Source organism: Pseudomonas sp. 21LCFQ02 (assembly GCF_024129895.2).
In the GTDB taxonomy this organism is placed as follows: domain Bacteria; phylum Pseudomonadota; class Gammaproteobacteria; order Pseudomonadales; family Pseudomonadaceae; genus Aquipseudomonas.
The window spans coordinates 4,426,995-4,453,587 of record NZ_CM178749.1 but is presented as its reverse complement, the minus strand read 5'-3'; the positions used below and the strand labels follow the sequence as shown (position 1 = coordinate 4,453,587).

General features: G+C 56.9%; 23 protein-coding genes and 2 pseudogenes. 12 read left to right on the top strand and 13 right to left on the bottom strand.

Translation table 11 applies throughout. The features are described 5' to 3' along the window. Positions 1-11 precede the first annotated feature (11 nt). From NJC40_RS20260 to NJC40_RS20235, 6 genes are all read right to left on the bottom strand, one after another. The gene (locus NJC40_RS20260) at positions 12-941 is read right to left on the bottom strand and encodes an electron transfer flavoprotein subunit alpha/FixB family protein (RefSeq protein ID WP_253140795.1); all 930 of its coding nucleotides are present in this window, start codon (positions 939-941) and stop codon (positions 12-14) included. Further along, positions 941-1,690: an electron transfer flavoprotein subunit beta/FixA family protein gene (locus NJC40_RS20255; protein WP_253140796.1), complete on the bottom strand. Its 750-nt coding sequence runs from the start codon at positions 1,688-1,690 to the stop codon at positions 941-943. The genes NJC40_RS20260 and NJC40_RS20255 overlap by 1 nt, the downstream gene beginning before the upstream one ends. 47 nt (positions 1,691-1,737) lie before the next feature. Then, a complete protein-coding gene (locus NJC40_RS20250) occupies positions 1,738-2,940 on the bottom strand; it encodes a CaiB/BaiF CoA transferase family protein (RefSeq protein WP_253140797.1) in 1,203 nt (400 codons plus the stop codon). 60 nt (positions 2,941-3,000) lie between these two features. After that, the gene (locus tag NJC40_RS20245; RefSeq protein WP_045491209.1) at positions 3,001-4,167 is read right to left on the bottom strand and encodes an acyl-CoA dehydrogenase family protein; all 1,167 of its coding nucleotides are present in this window, start codon (positions 4,165-4,167) and stop codon (positions 3,001-3,003) included. A 72-nt stretch (positions 4,168-4,239) separates the two neighbouring features. Continuing rightward, entirely contained in the window at positions 4,240-4,836 is a 597-nt protein-coding gene (locus NJC40_RS20240; protein WP_045491206.1) for a thiamine pyrophosphate-dependent enzyme, read from the bottom strand. Beyond that, complete coding sequence (locus tag NJC40_RS20235; RefSeq protein WP_253140798.1) at positions 4,824-5,354, bottom strand: thiamine pyrophosphate-binding protein; 531 nt, start codon at positions 5,352-5,354, stop codon at positions 4,824-4,826. The genes NJC40_RS20240 and NJC40_RS20235 overlap by 13 nt, the downstream gene beginning before the upstream one ends. 353 nt (positions 5,355-5,707) lie before the next feature. Between NJC40_RS20235 and NJC40_RS20230 the strand changes: the two genes are divergently transcribed. Then, positions 5,708-6,631, top strand: a complete 924-nt coding sequence (locus tag NJC40_RS20230; RefSeq protein WP_045491200.1) for a LysR family transcriptional regulator — start codon at positions 5,708-5,710, stop codon at positions 6,629-6,631. A gap of 44 nt (positions 6,632-6,675) precedes the next feature. Here the strand turns inward: NJC40_RS20230 and NJC40_RS20225 are convergent, their stop codons facing one another. The 4 genes from NJC40_RS20225 to NJC40_RS20210 are packed head-to-tail and all read right to left on the bottom strand — an operon-like array spanning position 6,676 to position 9,329. Beyond that, positions 6,676-7,884, bottom strand: a complete 1,209-nt coding sequence (locus NJC40_RS20225; protein WP_253140799.1) for a pyridoxal phosphate-dependent aminotransferase — start codon at positions 7,882-7,884, stop codon at positions 6,676-6,678. Beyond that, complete coding sequence (locus tag NJC40_RS20220) at positions 7,881-8,003, bottom strand: hypothetical protein (protein ID WP_290447654.1); 123 nt, start codon at positions 8,001-8,003, stop codon at positions 7,881-7,883. The genes NJC40_RS20225 and NJC40_RS20220 overlap by 4 nt, the downstream gene beginning before the upstream one ends. Further along, the gene (locus NJC40_RS20215) at positions 8,000-8,665 is read right to left on the bottom strand and encodes an RraA family protein (RefSeq protein WP_253140800.1); all 666 of its coding nucleotides are present in this window, start codon (positions 8,663-8,665) and stop codon (positions 8,000-8,002) included. Before NJC40_RS20215 ends, NJC40_RS20220 begins: the two co-directional genes overlap by 4 nt. Position 8,666: 1 nt before the next feature. Next, complete coding sequence (locus tag NJC40_RS20210; protein ID WP_253140801.1) at positions 8,667-9,329, bottom strand: RraA family protein; 663 nt, start codon at positions 9,327-9,329, stop codon at positions 8,667-8,669. 107 nt (positions 9,330-9,436) lie between these two features. Here NJC40_RS20210 and NJC40_RS20205 point away from each other — a divergent pair, with 107 nt between their 5' ends. Further along, positions 9,437-10,339 carry a LysR family transcriptional regulator gene (locus NJC40_RS20205; RefSeq protein ID WP_253140802.1) on the top strand — a complete coding sequence of 301 codons (903 nt, stop codon included), beginning with the start codon at positions 9,437-9,439 and terminating at the stop codon, positions 10,337-10,339. Between the two features lie 85 nt (positions 10,340-10,424). Further along, positions 10,425-11,234, top strand: a complete 810-nt coding sequence (locus tag NJC40_RS20200; RefSeq protein ID WP_253140803.1) for an alpha/beta fold hydrolase — start codon at positions 10,425-10,427, stop codon at positions 11,232-11,234. A gap of 105 nt (positions 11,235-11,339) precedes the next feature. Here NJC40_RS20200 and NJC40_RS20195 read toward each other — a convergent pair whose 3' ends face one another. Beyond that, positions 11,340-11,636, bottom strand: a complete 297-nt coding sequence (locus NJC40_RS20195) for a DUF6124 family protein (RefSeq protein ID WP_253140804.1) — start codon at positions 11,634-11,636, stop codon at positions 11,340-11,342. Positions 11,637-12,160: 524 nt separating this feature from the next. Between NJC40_RS20195 and NJC40_RS20190 the strand changes: the two genes are divergently transcribed. After that, positions 12,161-13,054, top strand: coding sequence for a TIGR02391 family protein (locus NJC40_RS20190; RefSeq protein ID WP_253140805.1), 894 nt, complete (start codon positions 12,161-12,163; stop codon positions 13,052-13,054). A 755-nt stretch (positions 13,055-13,809) separates the two neighbouring features. Here NJC40_RS20190 and NJC40_RS20185 read toward each other — a convergent pair. After that, positions 13,810-14,115 (bottom strand): annotated as a pseudogene (locus NJC40_RS20185) (transposase); the annotation flags it as partial. 83 nt (positions 14,116-14,198) lie between these two features. Between NJC40_RS20185 and qatA the strand changes: the two are divergent. The 5 genes from qatA to NJC40_RS20160 all read left to right on the top strand — a co-directional run bounded on the left by qatA (position 14,199) and on the right by NJC40_RS20160 (position 22,013). After that, positions 14,199-16,157 carry a Qat anti-phage system ATPase QatA gene (gene qatA, locus NJC40_RS20180; protein ID WP_253140806.1) on the top strand — a complete coding sequence of 653 codons (1,959 nt, stop codon included), beginning with the start codon at positions 14,199-14,201 and terminating at the stop codon, positions 16,155-16,157. Between the two features lie 337 nt (positions 16,158-16,494). Further along, positions 16,495-17,040: a Qat anti-phage system associated protein QatB gene (qatB, locus tag NJC40_RS20175; protein WP_253140808.1), complete on the top strand. Its 546-nt coding sequence runs from the start codon at positions 16,495-16,497 to the stop codon at positions 17,038-17,040. Then, positions 17,037-18,413, top strand: coding sequence for a Qat anti-phage system QueC-like protein QatC (gene qatC, locus NJC40_RS20170; protein WP_253140809.1), 1,377 nt, complete (start codon positions 17,037-17,039; stop codon positions 18,411-18,413). Before qatB ends, qatC begins: the two co-directional genes overlap by 4 nt. Further along, a complete protein-coding gene (gene qatD, locus NJC40_RS20165) occupies positions 18,410-19,177 on the top strand; it encodes a Qat anti-phage system TatD family nuclease QatD (RefSeq protein WP_253140810.1) in 768 nt (255 codons plus the stop codon). The genes qatC and qatD overlap by 4 nt, the downstream gene beginning before the upstream one ends. A 220-nt stretch (positions 19,178-19,397) precedes the next feature. After that, positions 19,398-22,013, top strand: a complete 2,616-nt coding sequence (locus NJC40_RS20160) for a UvrD-helicase domain-containing protein (RefSeq protein ID WP_253140811.1) — start codon at positions 19,398-19,400, stop codon at positions 22,011-22,013. Between the two features lie 58 nt (positions 22,014-22,071). Here the strand turns inward: NJC40_RS20160 and NJC40_RS20155 are convergent. Further along, positions 22,072-22,643, bottom strand: a pseudogene (locus tag NJC40_RS20155) (IS66 family transposase); the annotation flags it as partial. 296 nt (positions 22,644-22,939) lie between these two features. Here NJC40_RS20155 and NJC40_RS20150 point away from each other — a divergent pair. From NJC40_RS20150 to NJC40_RS20140, 3 genes are all read left to right on the top strand, one after another. Continuing rightward, positions 22,940-23,569, top strand: a complete 630-nt coding sequence (locus NJC40_RS20150; protein WP_253140812.1) for a YaaW family protein — start codon at positions 22,940-22,942, stop codon at positions 23,567-23,569. Then, positions 23,560-24,528, top strand: a complete 969-nt coding sequence (locus tag NJC40_RS20145) for a hypothetical protein (RefSeq protein WP_253140813.1) — start codon at positions 23,560-23,562, stop codon at positions 24,526-24,528. The genes NJC40_RS20150 and NJC40_RS20145 overlap by 10 nt, the downstream gene beginning before the upstream one ends. A gap of 1,300 nt (positions 24,529-25,828) precedes the next feature. After that, the gene (locus NJC40_RS20140; protein WP_045491148.1) at positions 25,829-26,464 is read left to right on the top strand and encodes an SEN1982 family lipoprotein; all 636 of its coding nucleotides are present in this window, start codon (positions 25,829-25,831) and stop codon (positions 26,462-26,464) included. Positions 26,465-26,593: the final 129 nt, after the last annotated feature.

Here is a 26,593-nt window from a genome sequence, read left to right as displayed (position 1 = left end):
TGGTCCTCGTCTTAAAGGGCGCTGGTCAGCGCAGGTACGGTCTCGAACAGGTCAGCGACAATCCCGTAGTCGGCCACCTGGAAAATCGGCGCGTCTTCATCCTTATTGATGGCAACGATCACTTTGGAGTCCTTCATGCCGGCCAGGTGCTGAATGGCACCGGAGATACCGACGGCAATATACAGCTGCGGGGCAACGATCTTGCCGGTCTGGCCAACTTGCATGTCGTTGGGTACGAAACCTGCGTCGACGGCTGCGCGCGAGGCTCCGACGCCGGCACCGAGCTTGTCAGCCAACTCGTACAGGTGGCTGAAATTTTCACCATTGCCCATCCCGCGACCGCCGGATACGACGATGCTGGCGGCGGTCAGTTCGGGGCGTTCGGAGCTGGCCAGCTCTTCGCTGATGAATGCCGAAACCCCGGCAACTCGGGACGCTGCCAGGTGTTCGATGGTCGCCGAGCCACCTTCGGCAGCCACGGGGTCGAAGCCGGTGGAACGCACCGTGATGACCTTGACCGCCGCACTTGACTGTACCGTGGCGATGGCATTGCCGGCATAGATCGGGCGCTTGAACGTATCTGCCGACTCAACCGCGATGATCTCGGAGATCTGGTCGACGTCCAGCAGCGCGGCAACCCGCGGCAGGATGTTCTTGCCGTTGCTGGTGGCTGGCGCCAGGACATGACTGAAATCGCGGCCCAGCTCAGCAATCAGCGGCGCTACGTTCTCAGGCAACGGGTGCGCGTAGGCTGGGTCATCGGCGACCAGCACCTTGCTCACGCCGATGATCTGCGCGGCCGCCTGGGCGAGCAGTGCAACATCATGACCGGCCACCAGCAGCACGGTTTCGCCGCCGATCTGCCGGGCCGCAGATAAGGTATTCAGGGTCGCCAGGGCGAGGGAGTGATTGTTGTGATCTGCAAGTACCAGAATGCTCATCAGATGACCTTCACCTCGTTTTTGAGTTTTTCGACCAGTTCGGCCACCGAGCCGACCTTGATACCGGCGCTGCGGGCTGTCGGCGCTTCTACCCTGATGGTTGTATTCGTGGCGGTGAGGGACACACCCAGCGCCTGCGGGGTGATGGTCTGCAGCGGCTTTTTCTTGGCCTTCATGATGTTCGGCAACGATGCGTAGCGGGGTTCGTTCAGGCGCAGATCGGTAGTGACGATGGCGGGCAGATTCAGAGCGACGGTCTGCAGGCCGCCATCTATTTCCCGGGTGACCCGAGCCGTATCGCCAGCCACCTCAAGCCTGGAAGCGAAAGTGCCCTGTGCGTAGCCGGTCAGCGCGGCGAGCATCTGGCCAGTTTGGTTGTTGTCGCTGTCGATGGCCTGCTTGCCGAGGATAATCAGTTGCGGCTGCTCTCTCTCGACCACACCTTGCATGGCTTTGGCCACCGCCAGCGAACCCAGCCCGTCGGCGGCTTCGACCAGGATGGCACGGTCGGCACCCAGGGCCATGGCGGTACGCAGTTGCTCTTGGGCCGCAGCCAGCCCTACGCAGACCACCACGACTTCGCTGGCAATGCCTTGCTCTTTCAGGCGTACGGCTTCTTCCACGGCTATTTCGCAAAAGGGGTTGATGGACATCTTGACGTTTGCAAGGTCGACCCCGGAGCCGTCCGCCTTGACGCGAACTTTGACGTTGTAGTCGATTACACGTTTGATAGCGACAAGCACTTTCATGGCAGTTTCACTCATTGGTTATGCGTGACAGCGTGCGATATCAGGGTTCAGATAGTCCCTGATGCGCGCAGTTGCTCGATACGTTCGCTCGATAGCCCCAATTGGCCGAGGATCTGTTCACTGTGCTCGCCCAAGGCCGGTACCGGGTCCATGCGCGGCGTGTAGGCATTGCTGCTGGCAGGCGGCAGCAGGCCGGGGATGCTACCGGCAGCGGTTTGCACCGTTCTGAAGCGGTCGCGGGCCTTGAGTTGCGGGTGCTGCCATACCCCCTGCATATTGTTGACCCTGGCGTTAGCGATATTGGCACTCTCCAGGCGCCGGATGACGGTGTCAAAGTCCAGCCTTGCGAAGGACGCTACGATCAGCTCACGCAAGCTGTCGCGGTTGGCGACCCGCTTGAAATTCGCCGAGAAACGCTCATCGTCGGCCAACTCGGGCTGCTGCAAAACTCGTTCACAGAACAGACGCCATTCGCGGTCATTCTGTAATCCCAGCATCACCGTGTTGCCGTCGCCGACCGGAAACGGGCCATAGGGGTAAATGGTCGCATGGGCGGCACCGGCGCGCGGCGGCGGGGGAGCGCCTTCATAGGCGTAATACAGCGGGTAATTCATCCACTCGACCAGGCTTTCGAGCATCGATACCTCGACGTGGCTGCCAATGCCGGTTCTTTTCCGCAGCAATAGCGCCGAGAGGATGCCCGTGTAGGCGTACATGCCGGCCGCAATGTCGGCGATGGAGTTGCCGGCCTTGGCCATCTGTTCATCGCCGGGGCCACCGGTCACCGAAAGAAAGCCGCCTTCGCTCTGGATAAGCAGGTCGTAGGCTTTTTTCTGCTCGTAAGGGCCACCGGCACCGTAGCCAGAGATATCGCACACGATCAGCCGCGGAAAACGCTCGTGCAGCGCTTTAAAACTCAAGCCCAGGCGGGCGGCGGCACCGGGCGCCAGGTTCTGCACCAGCACATCGGCCTGCTCAAGCAGTTGTTCGAGAACAGTCCCTGCGACCTCTTGCTTGAGGTCCAGGGTAAGGCTTTCCTTGGAGCGGTTGGTCCATACGAAGTGGGAGGCGAGGCCGTTGACCCGCTGATCGTAGCCGCGGGCGAAGTCTCCGACGCCCGGCCTTTCGACCTTGATCACCCGCGCGCCGAGATCAGCGAGCTGGCGGGTGCAGAACGGTGCGGCAATCGCGTGTTCCAGACTGATGACGGTGATACCGTCGAGGGGACGAACAGCCGTGGACTGGCTCATGGTTGTTATCTCTCTTGTCATGGCAAGCCCCCGATCTGGCGCTTCGAGGGACAAGCTGGATCAGAACGAACGCGGCAGTTCCAGCAGGTGTTCAGCCACGTAGGACAGGATCAGGTTGGTGGAGATAGGCGCCACCTGGTACAGCCGGGTTTCACGAAACTTGCGCTCCACATCGTATTCATTGGCGAAGCCGAAGCCGCCATGGGTTTGCAGGCAGGCGTTGGCTGCTTCCCAGCTGGCTTTGGCCGCCAGGTACTTGGCCATGTTGGCTGCCGCACCGGCATTACGGCCGCTGTCGTATTCGGCGCAGGCGCGCCAGCGCATCAGGTCGGCGGCTTCGATTTCGATGTGGGCTTCAGCGATCGGGAATTGCACGCCCTGGTTCTGGCCGATCGGGCGGCCAAACACGACGCGGTCGCGGGCATACTGGCTGGATTTCTCGATGAACCAGCGACCGTCACCGATGCACTCGGCTGCGATCAGGGTGCGCTCGGCGTTCAAGCCGTCGAGAATGTAGCGAAAACCTTTGCCTTCCTCGCCGATCAGGCTGCTGGCCGGGATTTCCAGGTTGTCGAAGAACAACTCATTGGTTTCATGGTTGACCATGTTGGCAATCGGCTGGACCGTCAGGCCATTGCCGATGGCTTCGCGCAGGTCGACCAGGAAGATCGACATGCCTTCGGACTTTTTCTTGACCTCGGCCAGAGGCGTGGTGCGCGCCAGCAGAATCATCAGGTCCGAATGCTGGACTCGCGAAATCCAGACCTTCTGGCCATTGATCACATACTTGTCGCCCCGGCGCACGGCAGTGGTCTTGATCTTGGTAGTGTCGGTGCCGGTGGTCGGCTCGGTCACGCCCATCGATTGCAGCCGCAGCTCACCGCTGGCCAGCTTCGGCAGGTAGTAGCGTTTTTGCTCGTCAGTGCCGTTACGCAGCAGAGTGAACATGTTGTACATCTGGCCATGGATGGTGCCCGAGTTGCCGCCGCAGGCGTTCACTTCTTCGAGAATCACCGATGCTTCGGCAAGCCCAAGGCCAGACCCGCCAAACGCCTCGGGGATCATCGCCGACAGCCAACCGGCGTCGGTCATGGCTTTGACGAAGGTTTCGGGGAAGCCCTTTTCTTCGTCGATCTTGCGCCAGTATTCGGCAGGAAAATCGCTGCAAAGGGCGCGAACGCCTTCACGAATGGCACTGAGTTCCTGGTTGTTGTAATCGTCAGTCATTACTGGTCTCCTGGGCGAGCGGGACCCGTGGCGTCATCGTGGGTTCGCCACCAGCCCCACCCAAACACTCGGTCAGAGAGGCTTGAAGCCCAAAGCGGCTCGGAAGCGGTTCTTGATGTAAGGGCCGTCGCGTGGCGGCAGCACTCTTGGCGGGTTTTCTGCCTTGATTTTCACAGTGGCCAGCTTGACGCCGTCGCGATTGGCGAACCGTTCGCGCAGGCTGTGGACGCCGTCCATGTCGCGAATTTCATCGGTCCAGGCGAAGCCGCAAGTGTTGGCGACCTGATCAAGCTTGATGCCAAAGCCTGCGTGGCTGACCTGCATGCCGGTCTCACCAAAGTGACCGTTGTCGAGCACAACGATCGTCAGGTTCCTGGGCTGTTGCAGCGATACGGTCGCCAAGGCGCCAAAGCCCATCAGCAGCTCGCCATCACCGGTGATCACAACGACGCTCTTGTCCGGCTGGGCGTTGGCCAGACCGAGGCCGACTGTGATGGCGCTGCCCATCGCCGCCCAGAGGTAGTAATTGCCGTCATGGTCGCCAGCGGCCATTACGTCATAGGAGGCGGAGCCCAGGCCGGTGACCACCAGCACGTCCTGGCGGTCGGCGAGCAGGGTACGTACCACTTCGCGGCGGCACAGCACGTGGTTTGCGCTTACTTGACCCATTTCTTTTCTCCGATCAGGCGCTGACCGAGCAGCAAGGCAGTGGCGGCATCACCATTAAAAGCCATGGTGGCGGCACCATGGAGCAGGGGCGCAACGTCTTCGGGCTTGTCGGCACGCCAGGTCATGACTTTCATCAGCTTCAGCGAGGCTTCGGTGGCCTGGCCCATAGGGTTCTGCCAGGCGTTGAACTCCGCCCAGTCGCCACGCATGGTCACGACCATCAGCAAAGGAAAGGCTGCGCAGTTCTGCAGGGCCAGCGTATTGATGCAGTTGCCTACACCACTGGACTGCATCAGCAGGGCACCGCGCTCGCCCCCCAGCCAGGCGCCGGCCAGATAACCGATGCCTTCTTCTTCAGTCGTGAGGACCACCGCCTTGATATCGGGGTCTGCATAGGACATGCGGATCGCGGCCGAATGGCCCGCATCCGGTACGAATACAACGTGTTTGACATCGTGGGCCTTGAGAACGCGAAACACGTCCTCTTGCCAGTGTTGTTCGGCTTCTTGCGATGACATGGGTATCTCCCGGGGCAATGCTGCTTTTGTTTTCCCACATCATGGAGTGGGTTAGCCCGGAGAACGACTACCGTTTTTCTCTTTGAGATATGCCCAAAAAGCATAGCTTGCGCTTGGCGTGGAACCTGGCTTTCGGGGCGGCCTAGGGATACCGGATTTAGCTCATCAATGGGGTATCGGTCTGCTGTTATAGCGAGCGGGCATAACCCTGGCGGTGGCGTATCGAATACCCTGATGGTGCGTAAATGCACTATCTGATATGCCCAAATTCTATAGATGATGCTCGACAGCGCTGTTTAAACTGTTCGCAGACGTTTGTTTTCAAACCCCTTTCCTTTCTCAGTGGGCCGTCAATGGACGTAGTGCAGCTTAAAACCCTCATTCATGTGGCCGAGCTCGGCAGCCTGAGCAAAGCCTCGGACCGATTGCACGTGGCGCAACCCGCGTTGAGCCGCCAGATCCGCCAACTTGAGAAGGAGCTTGGGGTTTATTTATTCGAGCGGCATGGACGCGGTATGGAGATCACCGCTGCCGGGCTGGAGGTGCTGGAGCGCGCCACCCGGATCATGGACGAGATCGAGTCTATCCGTACTTCCGTCGCCGGCGGGCGGGCAGAGTTCCGAGGCATGGTCGCCATCGGCACCACCCCCACGATTGCCGAGATTGTCACCGTGCCGCTGGTCAAGCGCATCCGTGACACCCACGCCGATCTGTCCATCCGTTTCTCATCTGCCTTTAGTGGTTATCTGCTCGACTGGTTGCAGCGTGGCGAGTTGGAAATGGCGATTTCCTATGACCCGCAACCGTTACCCACTTTGCGCATCGAGCCGGTCATGATGGAGAATCTGGTGCTGGTCGGCCCCCCCGAAGCGGGCCTTGATGCCGACACGGCAGTGCCTTTCATCGAGCTCGCCCAGCGCCAGATGGTGTTGCCCAGCCCGCGCCACGGGCTGCGCAAGATCATGGACCAGTGTGCCCTGGAGCGCGGTTTCAAGATAACCACCAGCGTCGAGGCCGATTCCTTCGGCGCGATGATCGACCTGGTACGAAATGGTTTCGGCTTCACTGCGCTGCCGCTGGCGTCGATCTATGCCCATTTGAAAAGCGGTGCTTTGTGCGCAGCACCGCTGAATGATCCGACGCCCATGCGCAAGTTGGTGCTGGTGACGCCTGCGGACCGCCACGTGAGTCCTGCAACCCGCTACGTGGGGCAGACTTTCATCGATATAGCAGCCGAACTGGTGGGTGAAGGAATCTGGGCAGGGCACATGCTTTGAAGAGTCTGGCGACCGGTATTGAATTGATCGCGCCGGTAAACCCGCTACCGTGCGTTCTCGCAGAAACTGCCAACTGCCTGACAAGCCTGACGCAGCGATTGGTCATCAAGTGCGTAGGCAATCCGCAGGTATCCGGCCAGGCCGAACGCACTGCCATGTACCACGGCCACATTGGCCTCTTCCAGTAGCGCGAGCGCTACCGCTTCATCATCGACCAACTCACGCCCGCCCTGCGAGCGTTTGCCAATCAGCCCTGTGCAGTCGGCGAACGCGTAAAAAGCACCGCCTGGAGATTGGCAACGGATACCCGGTATCTGATTGAGCAGATCCACCATGAAGTCGCGGCGACGCTGAAAGACTTTCTGGCTGTGGGCGATGAACTCCTTCGGCCCGTCCAGTGCAGCGATGGCGGCGTGCTGGGAGATAGAGCAGGCACCGGAGATTTGCTGGCCCTGCAGTTTTTCCATTGCTTCAAGTAGCCAGCGCGGGCCGGTGGCGAAGCCGATGCGCCAGCCAGTCATGGCGTAGGCTTTGGAGACCCCGTTCATGGTCAGCGTACGTGCGGCAAGACGTGGCTCGACTTGAGCCAGCGTCTGAAACTGGCGACCATCGAATATCAGGTGCTCATAGATGTCATCAGCCAGCACCAGCACCTGCGGATGGGCCAGCAGCACCTCAGCCAAACCCTGCAACTCATGTTGGTCATAGACTGCGCCAGTAGGGTTGGACGGCGAATTGAGGATCAGCCAGCGAGTGTTCGGTCCGATGGACTGCGCCAGCGCCTGCGGGGTCAGCTTGAAGCCGGACTCTGCACCGCAAGCGACGACTCGTGATTCACCACCGCACAGCTGAACCATCTCCGGGTAACTGACCCAGTAAGGTGCGGGAATGATGACTTCATCACCCTCGTTCAGGGTCGCAGCCAAGGCATTGAAGATGACCTGCTTGCCGCCACTGCACACCAGAGTATCGTTCCACTCGACGGCCAGGCCATTTTCGCACCGGTATTTGCGTGCAATCGCTTCGCGAAGGGCACGCAGTCCTGCGACCTGCGTATAGCGAGTGTGGCCGTCGTTGATGGCGTTGATCGCAGCAGCACGAATGTGCTCGGGCGTATCGAAGTCCGGCTCACCGGCACACAGTGAAATGATTGTGGCGCCTTCGCCACGGCGTTCGGCCACACGGTCGATGATCTTATAGGTGGCCGAGGGTTTCGCCGCTTCGAGCCTGTGGTTCAAGGTCTCAATGTTCATGCCAGGCTCCAGACAGCACGGATATTCGGGTCAACAGCGCAGGGCAGGTCCCAAGCCTGGTACGAGCGAGAAGTGCTCAGGGTCTTGGTCAGGTTCTGGTAGTGGTGTGGAAGGCTCATTGTTGTTTGCTCTGCAGCGTGTGGTAACCGAGTGCGGCACGAGCCTCTTTCAGACTTTTGCCATCAGCGATCTGGTCGCGGATCTGCGCTTCGATGTGTTCGATGCGGCGAGCGGTTTCAGCAACCTCCTGGCAACGTGCGCGCGGCACGATAACAACGCCGTTAGCGTCCGCCACGACGATATCGCGGGCACACACCCGTGCGTTACCCACCGAAATCGGCTGGTTGAGCGCAACGACTTCCACACGGTCTTTTCCGGTACGCATAAAGCGGCCCTTGCTGAACAATGGGTAGCCTTCACTGAGCGCCTTATTGACGTCTCGGCACACACCATCAATGACCGTACCGGCAATACTGCGAGCCAAGGCGTACTGGGTCATGATGTCGCCCCACACGGTGCAGTCGGTACGCCCTTCATTGGCAATCACCACAACATCCCCAGGGGCAACGTCATCAATGAAGTCGCCCACCGTGCCTGGGGGCGTGCTGGCACTGACGTACTGCACCGTGAATGCCGGCCCCACTATGACCTGGGGGTAGTTGGCCAGCGGGGCAATATCGAATGCTTGACCTGCAAGTCCCAGTTTGTCCATGGCGTCGGATACGCCAGGGGTGTCCAGGCCTTCGAACAAGGCCACAAGTTCTTTATCTGTCAGGCTCATATCAGTGCTCCACCTTGATGGCTTCGAATTGGGTGTCATGCAAGACTTCTTCCACAGAACGGCCTGCGCGGACGGCCTCGACCATGCCGGCCTGGCGTCGGTCAATGCGTTCGGCCAGTTCCAGTACCTTTTCGATGGCCGCTGCCGGGATGAATACCGTGCCGCATTCATCAGCAATCACATAATCGCCTTCGTCGACGTCCACCCCGGCCATGCGCACTTTGACAGCCGCGTCAGTCTGGATCAGTCGATTGCGGGCACTGATCATGGTGATCCCACGACCAAAGACCGGATAACCAATATCGGCACTGCCCCGGATGTCACGGCTGAACCCATCGATGACCGAACCACGGATCCCTTTGCGCTGGGCGGCATTGGCCAGGATGTCGCCCCAGCTCGAAATGCCGGCGACCCCACCGGCAATCACCAAGACGCGGTCGTCAGTGGTGACTTTCTCGATAACCGGGGTAATCAAGTGAACGGTAGGTGCACTGTCCTGCTTCGGACCCAGTTGCACGGTACTGGCACGGCCAACGATTTTCGGGCAGTTCCACAGGGCGTGCAGGCCGTTGGTAGCGCCGGGCAGGTTCAAAAAATCCAGAGCATCGGAAATCGTGTTGGTATCCAACGCTGCCAGGCGATCAAGCGGGGCTTTCAAGCTCATCGGTTGCAGACCTCGTGTAGGTGAGACACGAGTATCAGCAAACCTTTTTCATACGTATATTACTAAGAAGCTAACCTTGTCATATCCAAAACCTATGGAAGCTAACCGTGATCAACTTCCGTCTGATACGCCATTTGTGGTTGTTCCTGGCCGTTGCCGAGGACCAGAATTTCAGCCGCGCCGCCAAACGTCTGGGCATGTCACAGCCGCCCTTGACCGAGCAGATCCAGGCACTTGAGCAGTCGTTGCGCGTGCAGTTGTTCACCCGTTCTCGTCGCGGCGCACAATTGACTGCTGCCGGAAGTGCAATCCTTCCTGCCGTCCGCAAATTTGCGGAGCAGCTGGAACGACTCGAGCTTGCAGTCCATGAAGCCGTCGCCGGGCACGCTGGGGTGCTCACAATTGGCGCCATCACCTCGGCAATGATTGACGTGCTGCCGCCTTTAATCGAGCGGTTCAAGCAAGATCATCCGTTGATCACCGTATCGATACGCGAGATTGACAGTGCCGATGCCGTTCCAGCGTTGGAGGCGGGGGACATTGACGTCGCTTTGGCACGTCTGGAAGGAAATCTGGGCCGGCATCTACAGTCGATACCGTTGGCTGAAGAGCGGCTGGCAGTGGCGTTACCTAACGATCATCCGCTCGCTGCGCACGAAGCAATCGGGCTGTCGGCACTGGCTGACGAAACACTGGTCATGGCTTCAAGGGATGTGAGCCCGGTGTATTTTGACTATCTGGTAGGGCTGTGCAAAGCCAGTGGGTTTGCTCCGCGCATTGTGCATCAAGTTCGTTCTGTTGCTACTCAGGTAGCGTTTGTCAGTTGTGGTCAGGGCGTTGCATTGGTGCCCGCGTCAATGGGCAAACTTGCCCCCAACAACGTGCTGGTTCGCCCCCTCGACCCGGAAGTTAAAGTGGTTACAACCGCTATTGCCTGGCACGCCGGGCATAACAACCCGTTAGTTGAGGCGGTCATTGATCTGGCCAGGCAACGTTCAGCCATAGCTTGAGGATATGACAGAGTTCCTGTTTTCGTATTTTACAAATAGCCGGTCGGGTTCACTATGAGCCGGTCTATAAACAGGAACAATGACCGTGGCTTATTCCGCTCGTTTCACTCACGAAAAATTACCGCTGGACGTCGACGGTGTGCAGATTGATTTAGCGGTCATACACCGATCGGGGCCCAAAGCGCCGATCCTGTTCCTGCACGGTTTTGGCTCTACCAAGGAAGATTATGCAGATATCACTTTGCAACCCGCGTTCGAAGGCCATCCCTTCATTGCCTACGATGCGCCTGGTTGCGGCGCGACAGAGTGCCACGATCTCTCGCGCGTCGGCATTGCGTTGTTGGTCAGAACGGCCGAAGTGGTACTGAAACATTTCGATATCGACCGGTTTCACCTGGTAGGGCACTCAATGGGGGGCCTGACCGGTTTGATGCTTGCGCATAATGAGCCTGGGCGAGTGCTCAGTTTCGTAAATATCGAAGGTAATATTGCGCCTGAGGACTGCTTTCTCAGCCGCCAGATCCACGACCACCCGCGCGAGGATGACGAGCGCTTTTTCCATGACTTCATTGAGCGCACCCGTTTGGCGTCTGACCCGGCCAGCGCACTTTACGCCGCCAGCCTTGCACATAAAGTGCGACCTGGGGCGGTGCGCGGGATCTTCGAATCAATGGTCGAACTGTCTGACAATGCGGGGCTGATGAGCAAGTTCCTGGCGCTGCCATTTGCGCGGCAATACATGTACGGCGTCAGCAACTCCCACCTGTCTTACCTTGCCGACATCGCTGCGCAAGGTGTCGATCTGGCGTGCATTCCGGATTGCGGCCACTTTCCGATGTATTCCAACCCAACGCTTATGTGGCAACACATCAAGAGGCTGCAGGACCGCGTTTGAGGCGGCCTATGTTTAATTGACTTCAGGGTGCCGGGTAAGTGAGGCCCGTATGGCCCTTGCCAGAACAATGCGGGACCTCTCACCGCCGCCGCATGTCCCAAATCATCAGCCCTTGCGCGTTGCAACCTCAGTCTGCTGCAGCGCCGCCAGCGTCGCTTCGATCAATATCCGCGCCATATCCAGTTGATGAACCACCGAACGCGCCATTGCCCGGCACTCAATACTTTGGCTGTTGGCGACTTCATCAGCAGCGGCCGAGGCGCACTCCAGATAATCGGCAGCGGCGATCAGCGCATCCTCGGCGTGGATACCGGGGTTGACGCTGAACAGGCCGGGGCCGGCCAAGGGTAAGGGCAGGGCGAGGGTGGGTATTGGCGGTGGGTGGGGTGTAGATAAGATCATGATAGATAGTCCTCGATGTGGATGAGTGGCCCGCACACCTCGCGACTAAACAAAGGGGTGGTAGCCATGCACGGTTTAGTCGCCGGTACCGAGGACCCGGTGCGCCCGAAAGCACTCCGTGCACAGCCACCATAAAACGACGTCATAGCACCTACGGCGCATAACGGTCATGGGACTTGCTTGTTCGGTACGGAGCGACTAAACCCCATCGCTGCGATGAGCGACGGACAGGACATTAGCGACCGATGGACACCGTCACAAGCGGGGGCGGAGGATAACGCGAAAATTCAGAAGCGTCCTACAGGCTTGGGGTGATTTGGCTGTAGTGCGCTTGTGAATGTGTAACTGGCTGTGGGGTAGGGGTAGCGTGCCCCACCAAATTATGGCATACAGCCACTAACGCTGCGTATGGCTGGCAAGTCTAGATTCACACAAGCGCCTGACTTAAGGAACAGCGCGATGTACCTTGCAGCACTGAAGAAGGTCGCGATTCAACGGCGGCATAAATGGCAAGGACGACAGTGATGGTAAAAAAAATCGACATGAGCAAGCTAGCGGGTATCGAATATCATGGTACTCCCGGAGTTACCCAAAGGTGCATTGACGCACTAAAAAATATCTTGGGGGCAGGAGAGCATGTACAAGCAGCTTGGATTCTTTCATGGTTCGACGGAAAAATAGGCGAGCACAGTATCCTGCTAACTCTTTCGCCCTGTTTGAGAATATTGATTAAATCTGGATTCAGGTCAGGATATTCAGGAACTGGGCCGACAGGGTTTTCTACTGCCATTGAATTACTTCAGTTGTTTAAAGTGGATATTGAAGAGTACGATATTGATGAGGAACTTCATCGTCGTTGCGAAGCCGGTTGCCTACTTTCATCTGATCTGAAAAGCCTGACTCAAGCCATGCCTGTCCGGCCTATGCGGTATTACGAATACATCGAGTGCCCCTCCTATCGTGCTAGGACAGATGTGTTTCATCTTCTTGAAGAATTCCCGCCCGTGCTGAATCTGGGTCTGCTTGACGAGCGACTGGTCGATCTATCCATTGGTTTTTTTGACAACCCAGACTCCGCCATCACAACGGCTTTCCGGAGATTAGAAGATATTGTTCGGACCCGGATCGGGGTCTACGATAAAAGCAGCACCCAGCTTTTCACACACGCATTCGAAGGAAGTCGTTCGGTACTGCATTGGGATGATCAGGACGCCGGTGAACAAGCGGGCAAATGTAACTTATTCAAGTCTGTGACGATGGCTTACCGCAACCCACGGGCTCACCGAGAAGTAAAGATGAGTAATCATGACGCAGTTCGCGAACTCATGCTCGTGAACCAGTTGTACCTCCTCGAAGCCGCTGCAGTACCGAGATTAATCCAAGATATCAAGTTGCCACTCGAGAAGTATAGTGGTTAAAGAAGGCAGAAATAAACATTTTCCGTAATCCAATACTATAGTGTTCAACGGCTGTATAAACCGTTCTAGGTACGAAAACATAAACCGTGATAAATGACTTCTCTCGAAGCCGCTCAATGGCCGGAGTGATCAACTGCTTGCGGACAGTTTCTTCCTTGGGTGGATGACCCGGTAAAAACGTAACGCTGCCCGCGCCTGTTTGCGCAGGGAGGCGAAATTGACATACATGACCCGGTGAGTCATCGACGCGTGCTGCATCATTTCGTGGGTTGGCAGCAGCTATAGACCTAATTGAGATTGGTATTAATCAGATGACGCCTGATCAGAGAGAAATTTGGAAGCGGTACAAGGGGCAAACTGCACAGTTTGCGGACGACATGCTACTAGCAGAAGGCGATCTAAACGCTATTAGACGTCGCCTAGGACTGTGTCCAAAACCAATTGAATGAGAGCTCAGAGTAGAGGTACCTACCGTCAAGTACGAATGGCTTCCAGTTGTCGTTATGGATTTGATGACAATTTTTCGACAGCGAACCGCAGAAGGTTTTGAAAGCCCTAATATACGATGCCGCAAAATTACTCACTGGATTCCTTGCGATGTAAACGAACCCAAGGATGGCGGAGCCTGCTGAAGCTTAGGGATCCTCCGATCAAGTTGCCCATCAGCCGGAAATGGACGGCTTGAGGATGCCGAAAAGCCCGATTTTCAGCCGCTGATTATTGGGTAACCAAGGCACAGCCTTGGTTTTCTGCCCTCACGGGCGCACCTCTCCCGCTCCAGGCAATAATTGCCGGCGCACCATCCACAGATTCGACAGGGCAAAAAGCGTGGTCAGTTGCGCCGTGTTCTTGGCCGAGCCACGGAAGCGGGTTTTCACATAGCCGAATTGGCGCTTGATCACACGGAATGGATGTTCGACCTTCGCTCGCGCCGGCGCTTTGACCTTCTCAATCTTGCGTCTGGCTTTGTAGAGCACGCTGCGTTTGTTCAAGTGTTTATAGGTGCTTCGACGAGCCGCAATCTGCCAAATCACCGGCCGGCCGTCATGCTCCGGCCGCTTCCAAAAGTCGAGCCATTAGCGATTAATGGCCCATTGCCTGTATAACTACACCCAATCAGCAGATTGCAGGCGAGGGAAGCGCAGTGTTTTTAAACGATCAGGAAACCGCAACGGACTTGCTGTACTACAGCGCGATCTCCAAAACGGTTGTGAGGCTCATCAAGGATACCCCTGACACCCCCATTACCATTGGTGTGCACGGGGACTGGGGTGCCGGTAAGTCCAGCGTCCTGCGCATGACCCAGGATGAGCTCAAAGCCAACGATCGTGTCTGCTGCATCTGGTTCAACGGCTGGACGTTCGAAGGGTTTGAAGACGCGAAAACGGTAGTCATTGAGACGATCGTCGATGAGTTGAGGCGAGCCAGGCCAGACTCAGCAAAAGTGAAAGCCGCTGCGTCCAAGGTGCTCAAGCGTGTTGATTGGCTGAAGGTCGCGCGCAAAGCCGGCGGCTTCGCGTTCACTGCCATGACCGGCATCCCCACCATGGATCAGTTGAAGGGGGTGTATGACCTGGTCACGTCCGTGGTCACCAATCCATCGGATCATGTGAGCAAGGATGATCTGAAGGGCGCTGCCGAGAAGATCGGTGACTTCCTCAAAGAGGGCGGTGACGACTCCGAGAAGCTCCCTGAGCACATCCATAAATTCAGAGAAGAATTCAAAGAACTGTTGGACGCCGCCGACATCGACCAGCTTGTTGTCATCGTGGACGACCTCGACCGGTGCTTGCCGAAAACGGCCATCGAAACGTTGGAAGCGATCCGGTTGTTCTTGTTCGTTGAGCGCACCGCGTTCGTCATCGGCGCTGACGAAGCTATGATCGAATATGCAGTGCGTGAGCATTTCCCTGACCTCCCGCAGAGCTCAGGCCCGTCGAACTACGCCCGCAATTACCTAGAGAAGTTGATCCAGGTTCCGTTCCGCATCCCGGCGCTTGGCTTGGCCGAGACGCGTGTTTACATCACCTTGCTGCAGCTTGAGAATGCCTTGGGTGCCAATGACCCCAAGTTCCAAAACTTGCTGGATATCGCCCGGGAGGACATGAAGCGGCCGTGGAAGAGCAAGGGGCTCGAACGCAGCGTTGTGCAAACGGCGATGGGAGGCACGCTGACCGAGGAAGTCAGTCAGGCGATCACCATCAGCGCCCATGTCACCAAGATCCTAAGCGAAGGTACGCGCGGTAACCCACGCCAGATCAAGCGATTCCTGAACTCCATGATGCTCCGACAGGCGATCGCTGAGGAACGTGGGTTTGGCAACGAGATCAGTCGGCCAATCCTGGCGAAGATAATGTTGGCTGAGCGCTTCTACAGCGATTTCTACGAGCAGATCGCAAGGCTCGCGTCTTTGGCGCAGGATGGTGAGCCAGAGGCACTTGCCGGGCTCGAAAAGCGGGCGAGGGCCGCGCCTCAGGAAGTCGAGGATGACGAGCAGGGTACGGGGGGGCTAAAGGCTAAATCCGAGGCGGCCGTGGCCATCGGTGCTGAGCTCCAGCAATGGCTTAAAAGTGACTGGGCGCTCAACTGGGCACGGATCGACCCGACACTCGCCGGTGTTGATCTGAGACCTTATGTCTTTGTCACCAGGGACAAGCGCAGTTCCCTCGCAGGCTTCGTCGCTACCAGTCAGCTTGAAGCGTTGGTAGAGATCCTGATGGGCCCGCGCATGAAGTTGAAGAGCGCACCTGTGCTCAACAGCATGCGCGAGCTGTCCGCTCCTGATTCTGAAGAGGCCTTCGATGCGATTCGCGATCGTATCCTCCAGGGAGACATTTTCGATAAGCGCCCTCAGGGTATCGACGGTCTGGTTGGCCTAGTCAAAGAACAGCCACGGCTTCAAAACCGACTGCTCGAATTCATACGGGGACTTCCTGTCGAGCGACTGGGTGGCTGGGCGGCGTCCTCTTGGAGCGAGTGTTTGGTTGAGCCAGGCGCAAAATCAGCGCTCCAGGCTGTTCAAGAACAGTGGGCGGCACAGGTCGAGAACAAAAAACTCAAAGTAGCCGCTGAGCAAATGTTGGAACTCGGCCCGAAACGCTAAGGAATGCAGTATGGATACATCAAAAGGTTACGGGGGATCTGTTTCTGGGCTGGTTCCGTCTTGGGTGGATGATATGGCGCCCGCAACTACTCCGGATCAATCCGGTGATGCTGGACAGCCCTCAAATCCTTCCAGCGATCCAAACAATCCCAATCAGCCAGGGCAAGGAGGTCAGTCAGGGCAGCGTCCCATAGACAACAGTGGCACGGCCAAGCTCCAGCCGGCTCGAACACAGTTCACCCGCTTTGCTAGAACTGGGAGCCGCAGCGCGCTGGGTAGGGCACTCTCTGGCTATGTCAGAAGCGGAACGGGCGGAGCTGGACGTGCGGCTCGGCGAATGGGAGCGTCCCGCGCAGCGGCTGGTCGCCTGCTTGGCGTCATCAGAGATGTGCAGCGCTTTGGTGCGGCCGAGGTGTTGCGTCGGCTGAATCTGAATGGCCTGGCAGGGCGCCCATCTTCTGAAGTATTCATGGCCCTTGTTGAGTTTGTATGTCCCGCTGGCGGAGCGATCGACGAAGCGGTGGCACGTCAGGCTATGCTCGAGAATGTCATCGCGCTCGCTGATTCCGGCGAAACCACGTTCGACGAGATGACACCCGAGCAGATGAACGACTTCTTCCTGGATTTCGTGTCGCAGTCGATCGAGGGGATGGTGATGGCCGACCTTGGTCAGCGAGGCGTAACCATTCCGGATGATGTTGACGCAGTCGAGCGTATGCAGACCGAGCTTAACGACTTCATTACGGGCGCCACGCGTGGACGGCTATCCGATCGACTGGAGGGATTGCCAAGGCTGACTGACCAGGACATCCAGGGCGTGATCAGCCGAATATACGAGTCGGCGTTTGAGATCATTGCCGTTGCAGGGGAGGCGGCACAATGAGACACCACAGCATTATCTGCAGGCTCGGCGCCGGTGATATTGACCCGATCGAGATTCAGCGCCCAGGAAGTCGTGAAACCTCAATCTCATTCCTAGATGGCTACCAGCGTCTGAGCTTTGGTATCGGCCAAGCGATCGATCAACTCGCGAGCAAGGGCATGCGCCCCAGCGAGACTTCAATCGACTTGGCCCTCGTAGCCGGAGCGCTTACAGCCGCTGATACCCGGATATCCCGGAAGACCGAATCCCAGAATGCCTGGACGCGTGAGATCGACCTTTACGTGCCTGTGGCAGATCCTGCGTTGTGGACTTCAATGTCTGCGCTGCTTGCCTCGACCTTGCATTTCCTAACTGGCGATCGATGGCGGATCTTCTTCCGCGCCCGGCCTGAAGGCGTGGAGGAGCTGGCACCCATCGTGGAACTCTTTCGGAGCGCGACACCCACAAGCGTGTGTCTGTTCTCAGGTGGTATGGACAGCTTCATTGGCGCGATTGATTTACTGGCCCAAGGTGAGTCTCCGCTGCTGGTGAGCCACTACTGGGACTCCAACAGCACCAGCAAGTATCAGGATCAATGCCTGGTAGCTCTCCAGGAGCGATACCCAGACAGTGCAATCCACCAAGTACAGGCCAGGGTGGGTTTCCCGCAGGGGCTTGTGGCCAACACCAAGGGGGAAGACACGCTGCGAGGAAGATCATTCCTGTTCTTCGCCTTGGCGGCGTTGGCGGCTGATTCAACGAGCGAGGAGATGGTGATCCATGTTCCTGAGAACGGCCTGATCTCCCTGAATGTCCCGCTGGATCCGCTGCGGTTGGGCGCTCTGAGCACGCGGACGACACACCCCTACTACATGGCTCGTGTGAACGAGCTCTTTGCTGGCCTTGGGCTTCGTATGCGGTTGCACAACATGTATGGACATCGCACTAAGGGGCAGATGGCCGAGCAGTGCGCTGATGGTGAATTTCTCCGTGCGAACGTGCACAAAACCATGTCGTGCTCTTCACCTGGCAAGGCACGGTACCAAAAGGATCCGACCAACCGGCAACCCAAGCACTGCGGCTTCTGCGTTCCTTGTATCATCCGGCGGGCCTCCATTGCCCATGGATGCGGCGATGATAGAACCCCGTATGTGATTCCAGACTTGCACGCGGATGTTTTGAACACGAACAAGGCTGACGGAGCACATGTGCGTTCATTCCAGATCGCTATCCGCCGACTGCAGCGGGCGCCGAACAGTCCGAGGTTCGACATTCACATTCCAGGCCCCTTGATCGACCATCCGGACGACTATCAGGCGTATGAGCAGGTGTATGTCGACGGCCTCAATGAAGTAGATCGATATTTGACCGGAGTCAGGGCGCAACCCCTATGAGCCAAGCAGTGCGCGAGCGTCCGAAATGGGTGGATTTTCACTGCCACCTGGATCTCTATTCCAACCATGAAGCCTTGATTCGTGAGTGCGATCATGAAGGGGTAGCCACGCTCGCCGTCACTACCACCCCAAAGGCTTGGGCTCGAAACCAGGAACTGGCGAGTACTTCTAAGCATGTACGGGTTGCCTTGGGTTTGCACCCGCAACTGGTGGCGGAGCGGGAAGGGGAGCTCGCGCTGTTCGAGCGCTTGCTGGAAGGAACGCGATACGTCGGAGAGATCGGCCTCGATGCTGGGCCCAAGTTCTACTCCAGTTTCGAGGCACAAGAGCGCGTTTTCTCTCGGATCTTGTCGGTGTGTTCTGAGCAGGGCGGCAAGATCCTCACCGTGCACAGCGTTCGTACCGCCGCAAAGGTGCTAGGACACATTGAGCGCCTCCTTCCACCCGATCGCGGGAGGGTAGTGCTGCACTGGTTCACAGGCAGTGCGACCGAGGCCAGGCGGGCTCTGCATCTTGGGTGCTACTTTTCAATCAACATTGAAATGTTGAAGTCCACGAAGCACCGGGCGCTCGTAGCATCGCTGCCACTTGATCGTATGCTCACCGAAACCGATGGGCCATTTGTGCTGGCGGGAGGAAGGCCGTTAGTCCCTCGAGATGTTAGCGATGTGATTCAGGCGATTGCTTCGCTCAAGGAGCTCGATCCGGGAATAGTCGCGAGTCAGATTGTGAGCAACTTGGGCAACCTCCTGCGCAGCTGTTGATTGAAGCGATACCTCAAGGCTCAAGCCGGGGGGCGATCTCAAAACCAATCTACGAAGCGCAGGATGCCATGACTGGTGTACGTCACGGAGCTAGAAGCCGAGGTAGAGATGCACAACAGAGGCCTTGCGCCATCAAGATAATGATACCCTCTGGCCTTTCGCCATAGAGACGTGCCCGCTCTGCAAGGCACGCTCCAGGACAGCAGGGAGCCCTTAGCTAGTGGATTCACCAACGACCGATTCCAATTCACCATCGTCCCGGCCTCATGCCTCAGCAGACGGAAAAGCGCCTTCACCTGAAAAACAGACTGCGCCTGCTAGGAGTGGCTTTGCAGGTGGTCTTACCAACTGGATTCTTGATGCCATAGGTTTCGAACAGCGCTCAGCCTGGAAGTCTGGGCATCTGATCGGCGTGGGCGAAGGCTATGAGTCAGGACGTGACCATGGGCTGAAACTGGGGCATGCACAAGGGCGAGCCGCGGGGCATCTGGCGGGTAGGGCTGAGGGTTTGGAAGAGGGTTTTTCCGAAGGTCATAGTCTAGGGCTTGATGAAGGAAAGCTGATCGTTGAGCTGCGCCCTGGGGTTGCTGAAGAGCCTGGTGCACCGGCAACGAAGGAGCTCGCGCTATTCAAGGACTGGAGATTTGCCATCACCCCGGAGATGGAAGAGGAGATTCGCCGGGATGTCGCTCATTATCTTCCTGGCCAGCGTCCGTCGGATGATCAGTGGAAGATGATTCTGTCGACGACTCCAACTACTGCGGTCGTCGCGGGAGCCGGCAGCGGCAAATCCACGACCATGGTGTTGCGGCTTATCGTACTCTACCACTATTTGAAAATCGACCTCGCGAGCCTGACAGTTGTCACGTTCACCAAGGAGTCCAAGCTGGACTTCGCAAAAAAAGTACGTGAAGTGTTTGACCTGTGGGGCTACGAGGTCAGCCAGGAGAGGTCGCTGGAGATTGTGCGTACCTTCCATTCTCGGATCCTTTCGTTCGCTAAAAGCATCAATGGTTTGAGCGACGTAAAAGCCTTCGAGTTTCTGGACAAGAATCTCAACGAAGAGGAGAAGGACGGCTCGGCGCTGAATATGAAGCTGGGTGAGATTCAGCTCGATCTGATGAATGCGCTTTACCAAGAACTTTACGAAGGCGATGAGACTTTCCGGAAGCTGATAGGGGAACTGTATCAGCGCTCGCTGTTGCTGGACGATATGGACAAGGAGCATCCAGATGTCCAAGAGCGCAAAGATTGGGCTTGGGCCATGTCGAAGAATGACGTGGCATTATGTTCGACGCTTGAAGGCCTCTGGAGCGCTGCCGGGTATTGGCCAATCGACGGTATTGTGCAGACGAACAAGAAAATCCGAATACTGGGGAAAGACTTCCACGTCAATGGATACATCCCCGAGTACAAAACCTATGTGATCCTTGGGGTGGATGATTCAGAGCCGGACGATCTCAAATTGGATATCCCCTACGGCTCATATCTGCGCCGGCATGTGCGCGATAAGCGGACAATTTTCCAAGCCTTTTGTAGCAGCAGGGTCGTGTACCTGAAAAGCTACCAGCAGGCAGCACAAACGGTAGACGCACTCTGTGGTCGCGCGATCGCATGTCCGGCATTTTGGTACAAGGTTCGAGGGGAAATCAGCTCTTCCCATATCATGGAGGCGTTTTACTCTACAGGTTCCTTTATTGAAAACCTGGGCCTGGATACGGTCAGCGCGGTCAAAAAAATGAGCCTGTATCCCGGTGATCCTGATGCTGCTTTCTTCTATGCCTTGGGTATTTACTGGGCCGCATTCAACCGGCGCCTGCTGGGTATGAGCCCGCCCGTCATGACCTTCAACAGCATGTTCGCGATGTTCAGCGAACGGGGTTACAAAAATTTCTGGGCGGTGCCGGACAGCGTTCTGCGCCCGATGTCGACCCTACTCATTGATGAGTTCCAAGACGTCGGGGCGAACACCATCTCTTGGGTCAGAGCCACGTTCAGAGAAATTGAGCGGCGCGGTTTGAACGTGAAGACTTTTGGTGCTCCGGCGCATGCATCGCTGATGGTGGTCGGTGACGACTGGCAAAGCATCTACGGGTGGCGTGGTAGCTCTCCGCGATTCCTGATGGAGTTCGACAAGGAGTTCAAATCTCCGGCTCACACCGAAGTATTTATGCAAGAAAACCATCGCTCGCACCAGATGGTTGTGGACGCTGCCGAGTCGATCGCTAAAAAAACGCCTGGCTTCGAGAACAAACATGGTATTGCGGTTAACAAGGCTGTGGTCGGCAACCAAGTGCCGGTGGAGGTGGGTGAGTTCGACGAAAAGCACCTAGTTGATATGGTGGAACATCATTACGAGGCCGGCCATACTATCTTGGTGCTTTACCGCAAGCGAGCCACAAAAAAGGATGTAGAGGAAGCCCTCGAAGAGATTCTTCAGCGAGCCCATGATGAAAAGCAGAAGAAGAGAATCAAGCTTTTAACCTATCACTCGTCGAAGGGCCTCCAAGCGGATGCCGTCTTTCTACTCGGCGATTGTGAGGTCACGAATTCGTCACCCTCGAAGAATGATTTCTACGCCCAGGCTGGCATGGGCAGCCCAGGCGATCCATGCGGTTATGATACAGCTCAGCAGCATGAGGCGCTGCGGACTGCCTATGTTGCGATCACTAGGGCGATAAAGTTCTGCTACTGGTACATCACATGGGATGAAAAAGTACCAGCGTATGAGAAGGCGAGTCGTCATATCGTAGCGGATGACCCGTTCTGGAAAGTTGTGGGGCACCGTGCTGTATCGCGCTCAGATGGAATCAAGCGCAAGGCAGAGAAAGGCTGATAGCCAGGATGCCCCGGGCTTAGGGGCATGAGTCTGGGGCTGGCAGAGCGGAGCGGCTTTAAACCGCTCTCTTTTGGGCGTCAGGCTGAGATTCAGTGTAAGCGTCCAGCCAACTCGTCTTGTGTGACGAAGCCGGACGCCACCGATGCGGCAACAACTCCGTAATCTCACTCGCCCGCTGCGTCGGCAGGCGCGTCAGCACATCCTTTAGATAGGCATACGGATCGTGCCGTTGTTCCGGGCCGACTGGATCAAGCTCATGATCGCAGCCGCGCGTTTGCCACTGCGCAGTGATCCTGCAAAGAGCCAGTTCTTGCGACCGAGCGCCCACGGGCGTATCTGGTTTTCACACCAGTTGTTGTCGATGGGGACAGCCCCATCATCGAGATAGCGCGACAGCGCCGCCCAGCGTTTGAGGCTGTAATCCAGGGCTTTGCCGATGGCCGAACCGTTGTGCACGATATCGCGCTGGGCAAGCATCCAGGCCTGCAGCGCATCCATTAGCGATACGGCCTTTTCCTGCCGTATTCGGCGGCGTAAATCCAGCGGCAGGTGTTTTATTTCACTTTCGAGTTCGTACAGCAGCTGGATGTAGCGCAAGGCCTGTTCGGCCAGCGAGCTTTGGTCTGCCTTTATTGTTGTTGTTTGATTTCATGATGCTCATGGAGCAAGCGTCGCTGCAATGCGTTGCATGGCGTCTGCTCTGCATTCCTCATTCAGTGAGCCCCAGCCTGATTCTCCAGCGGGAAGACACGCGTGGGTCTTGTGGCTAAAATCAGCACGCCCGTACTGGCCATAGGCAATCATTGCATTGATGATCGGCCACTTTAGGAATGCTTACAGGGGGATACATGGAGTCAGTTGTTCCGAGAGACCGGTCGATATCCGATCTCTTATCGCGTGCCGCATCAGCGGATTTGGAAGTCTTGGCCGACCTGATCACCGACAATGGCAAGGGCAGGATTGCCCTCAACAGCGACGTGAGGGCAACCATCATGACCCGGAAGGTGCAGGGCCGTTTGCAATCTATTTCGGGCCTGCTTGAAAAGGAAATTTGTGCTTTCGGAAGCAACACCATTGTTTCCGCAATCAAATCGGAGAGCATCGACTACCTCGAGGTCGCGACGGATGTCGCCAAAAAGCTGGACGGAAAACCCTCCGCGCAAGATGACATCTTCGCCATTGAGGAAATCATCATCCGCCAAGCCATGGACAAATACATGGGAGACGAAGCGCTCAAGGACTATCTGAGCGGCGGAAATCTCGCTGGCTATATCAATGAAATGGTGAAAACGCTGATGTTGTCTGCCGGTAGCCTGGGCGGTATGGCTGCTACTGGTGGCGGGGCGGGCTTTGCCAGCGCATTAGGAGGCCGGGTGCTCTCAATGGTGGCAGCGCCGCTTGCTATCGGAGCCGCAGGACTCGCGATTTACCAGGCATCGTCGCCGGCGTTCCGGATCACCATTCCTGCCGTGCTGCAAATCGCCAAGCTGCGGCGCGCACGTTACGACCAGGACTTCGAGGCCTACACGGAGAAACTGAAAGCATGTTTGTAAACGTTGACGCGCTTGTACGCTCATTGCCTGATATCCCAGATGTCCTGGCCAAACTGCATAGCGGAGATTACACGCTTTGGGGTGGCGTAGTCCGACACTCAAAGGGAACCGAGAAGGCTGGCCAGATCGTCGGGCATCTCCTTTTTCCGGGCGACTCAGGGCATGTCCAAGAGAGCCTAAAGAACCTGCAATCCACTCTATCCAGTGGCCTGGGGTCGCTTCAAACTGGCATGGATCAAGTGCAGCAGAGCATGAATGTGCTCCAGGGACTACAGTCGGCCAATCTCTTAATGAGTGGGCTCAACCTCGCGGTGACTACCGTGGGCTTTGTCATTGTGTGCAAAAAACTCGACAAAATTAGCCGGGAAATGGAGAAACAATCAAAAACGATCGCAGAGACCTGGCAGCTGGTGAGCGAGGCTCACGAACGGTACCTACTAGCTGATGAAGCTCGCTTTCGAGGTCTACTACGCACCGCAATACAGTTCTGCGAAGAAGGCGATGCTCAGCAGCTCAGGATATTGATTGGATCGTTCAATGAGCAGTATGAGTTCACCAGGCTTCTCCTAGAACGGCATTCGCGGATGGCTACCAGCAACGTTGCATATTTTGGCCAGGTTTCACTGCTGCAAAACCGATTAGTAAATCTTGGTTTGATGATGTCCCACGTTCAGTTGAAGGCTGGTTCTCACAAGTACGCCCGACAAAGCCTGACGGAGCTTGCTACCGACATCGCCAGCCTCAACGCTTCTCGGGTAAAGGCTTTGTCCAACGATCGCAGTGTTGCGTCAACGATCACTCATGAGCAATTCGCTAGTCTGACTCGTTTCCTGCAGGACGGAACCCAGATGACGCCGTCTCTGACCTACCAAGCTGATCTCATTGAGCTTGAAGTGAAACATCCTGGGCTGCTTCAGCATGCGACCGAGGCGCGGGAAATTTTGCTGATAGCCGCGTGAGCTATTAATCCGGTCGCCGCCAACGAAACGCGATGCCCGAAGCTGCCATTAATGCCGGGGAGGGCAGTTGCAAGCGGAGCGCACAGGCCTTTGGCCGTAGGCACGAGGATGGAAGCCCGCAGGGCCAAGACCCCGACTCAGTCGGGGCTTGGTTCACGACCGCTGTGCCGCAGGCCGTGCCCAGCCTGATGTCCTGCGTGTGATGTCACCGGTGGCGTCAGAGCGACGGCCCACCTGCATGCTTACGCAGCCACTGGGACGCCGGCATATGCTTTCGGATTCCAATGTCCGGCCAAACCTCTTCATCATGATGTGGCATAGCGATACTCACTGCCTTGGAGGCCCACCCGGCCTTTTTGGCCGACTCCCTCAACTCAAGGAATGTGATCGAGGCTCCAGCCTTAAGATTACCGCAGTCGCGCCAGTGGGCCTTCGCAGCCAACGGACTTTGCTGCAGTCGCGTCAAAATGGTGGTCGTGAACCTGCTGAATAGATCGATCATGGTATGGCTCGCGTAACCAGCACTACCATCCATCAAAGGCAGCAGCGGGCTTTGCGGGGAAAGACCCGAATCGTCTCGAGCACTGGGCACACGATCTTGTAGTGCCTCGGGGTGAACTCCGGCCGTTGGCACTGCTTGGCCAGAAAGTCGATGCCGAGGCGTCAGGTTTGAAATACTTCCAGTGCGGGGTCTAGGGTATCGAGCCGCGCGCGGACATCATTAGCCGCCGGGTGAGCGACTGTTGAAGGGCTGCTTTAATTGTAGCGGTGGCCGTAAACACGCTGAGGCCACTAGTCACGCAACGTGGTCAGGGTCAGCGGCTGCGGCTGCCTGTAAGCGATCTAATCTCGCAGCCTGTGAATTATGGTTTTCAAACCGGGCAATCAGGTATGGCGGGGCTGGTGAAGCTTAGGAGGTACTGGAGAGATGGAACGTAACGGATTGGTTCGACGGGTGTATGATCAATTCAGGCAAAGTCTGGTTTTCGGGGGCTGGTGACAGGCAACAAGCGCTTACCAATGCACAGAATTTAACATAATATACATTATGCGTAATAATGAATTACCCCTTGTAACCAAGTCCCCAGCACAATCCACCACAGCGAAATCGGATACCTTCGCCTGAACACCGTTTCCAGTCACCAACCTTGCGAGCCCCCCAGACAGCTGCCTGTCTCCACAATCACCAGCATCACCTCATCTGCCATCGAACCAATCGCGCTTGATCGAATCGAAACCGGCTCGGCAGTTCCAATTTCGGATGGATGCCGTCTGTTCAAGTTTTTAAGGACGCAATTCGATGCACAGAAAAATTTTCCCCTTGGTAATTTTGGCCACTGCACTGGTCGGCTGTTCTGATCCCAAGAAAGCATCCGAGAGCAACTTCGAGAAAGCCACACAGGCCTGGCTCGATACGGCGTATCCGAAGTGCTTTCTGATGTCGGCATTCCCGACCGAGTCCAAGGAGTTCGATATCGGCAACAGCAATAAGATGTTGCATGCACTGGCGGGCGCTGGCGTGCTCAAGGAAGTTGAGTTATCCCGCAAAGAGATTCCAGCCTCGATCTTTCAGTCGGCGCGTACCCAGGTGCAATACTCCTATGATCTGACCGACGAAGGTCGCAAGTACTACAAGGCTGATGCCCAGAAGCTGCGTGATGGCTCCACGGCCCCTGGCCTGTGTATTGGCAAGGCCAAAGTCACCAAGATCGAGCAGTTCAGCGAGCCAGGCGACATGATGGGCCAGAAGATCTCCCGCGTGACTTATACCTACCGGGTGGACGATCTGCCCAAATGGGCGAGTGATCAGGCTGTTGTCGAGACGAATCGCGAGCTGGGCCCGATGGTTTCGAGCAAAGACACGCCGATCAAGGAGACCCGTGCGTTTATCTTGACCAACAATGGCTGGGTTCACGAAAGGCTGTTTGGCAAGTAAGATCGACAGATGCAGGGGGTTGCCCCCCTGCCCTCTGAAAATATGCGTACGACACATAACTCAACTAAAGAAACATTTAGTTGAGTTATATTAAGCAGCATTCAGCGATGAGTTTCGAGTCTGTCCTCT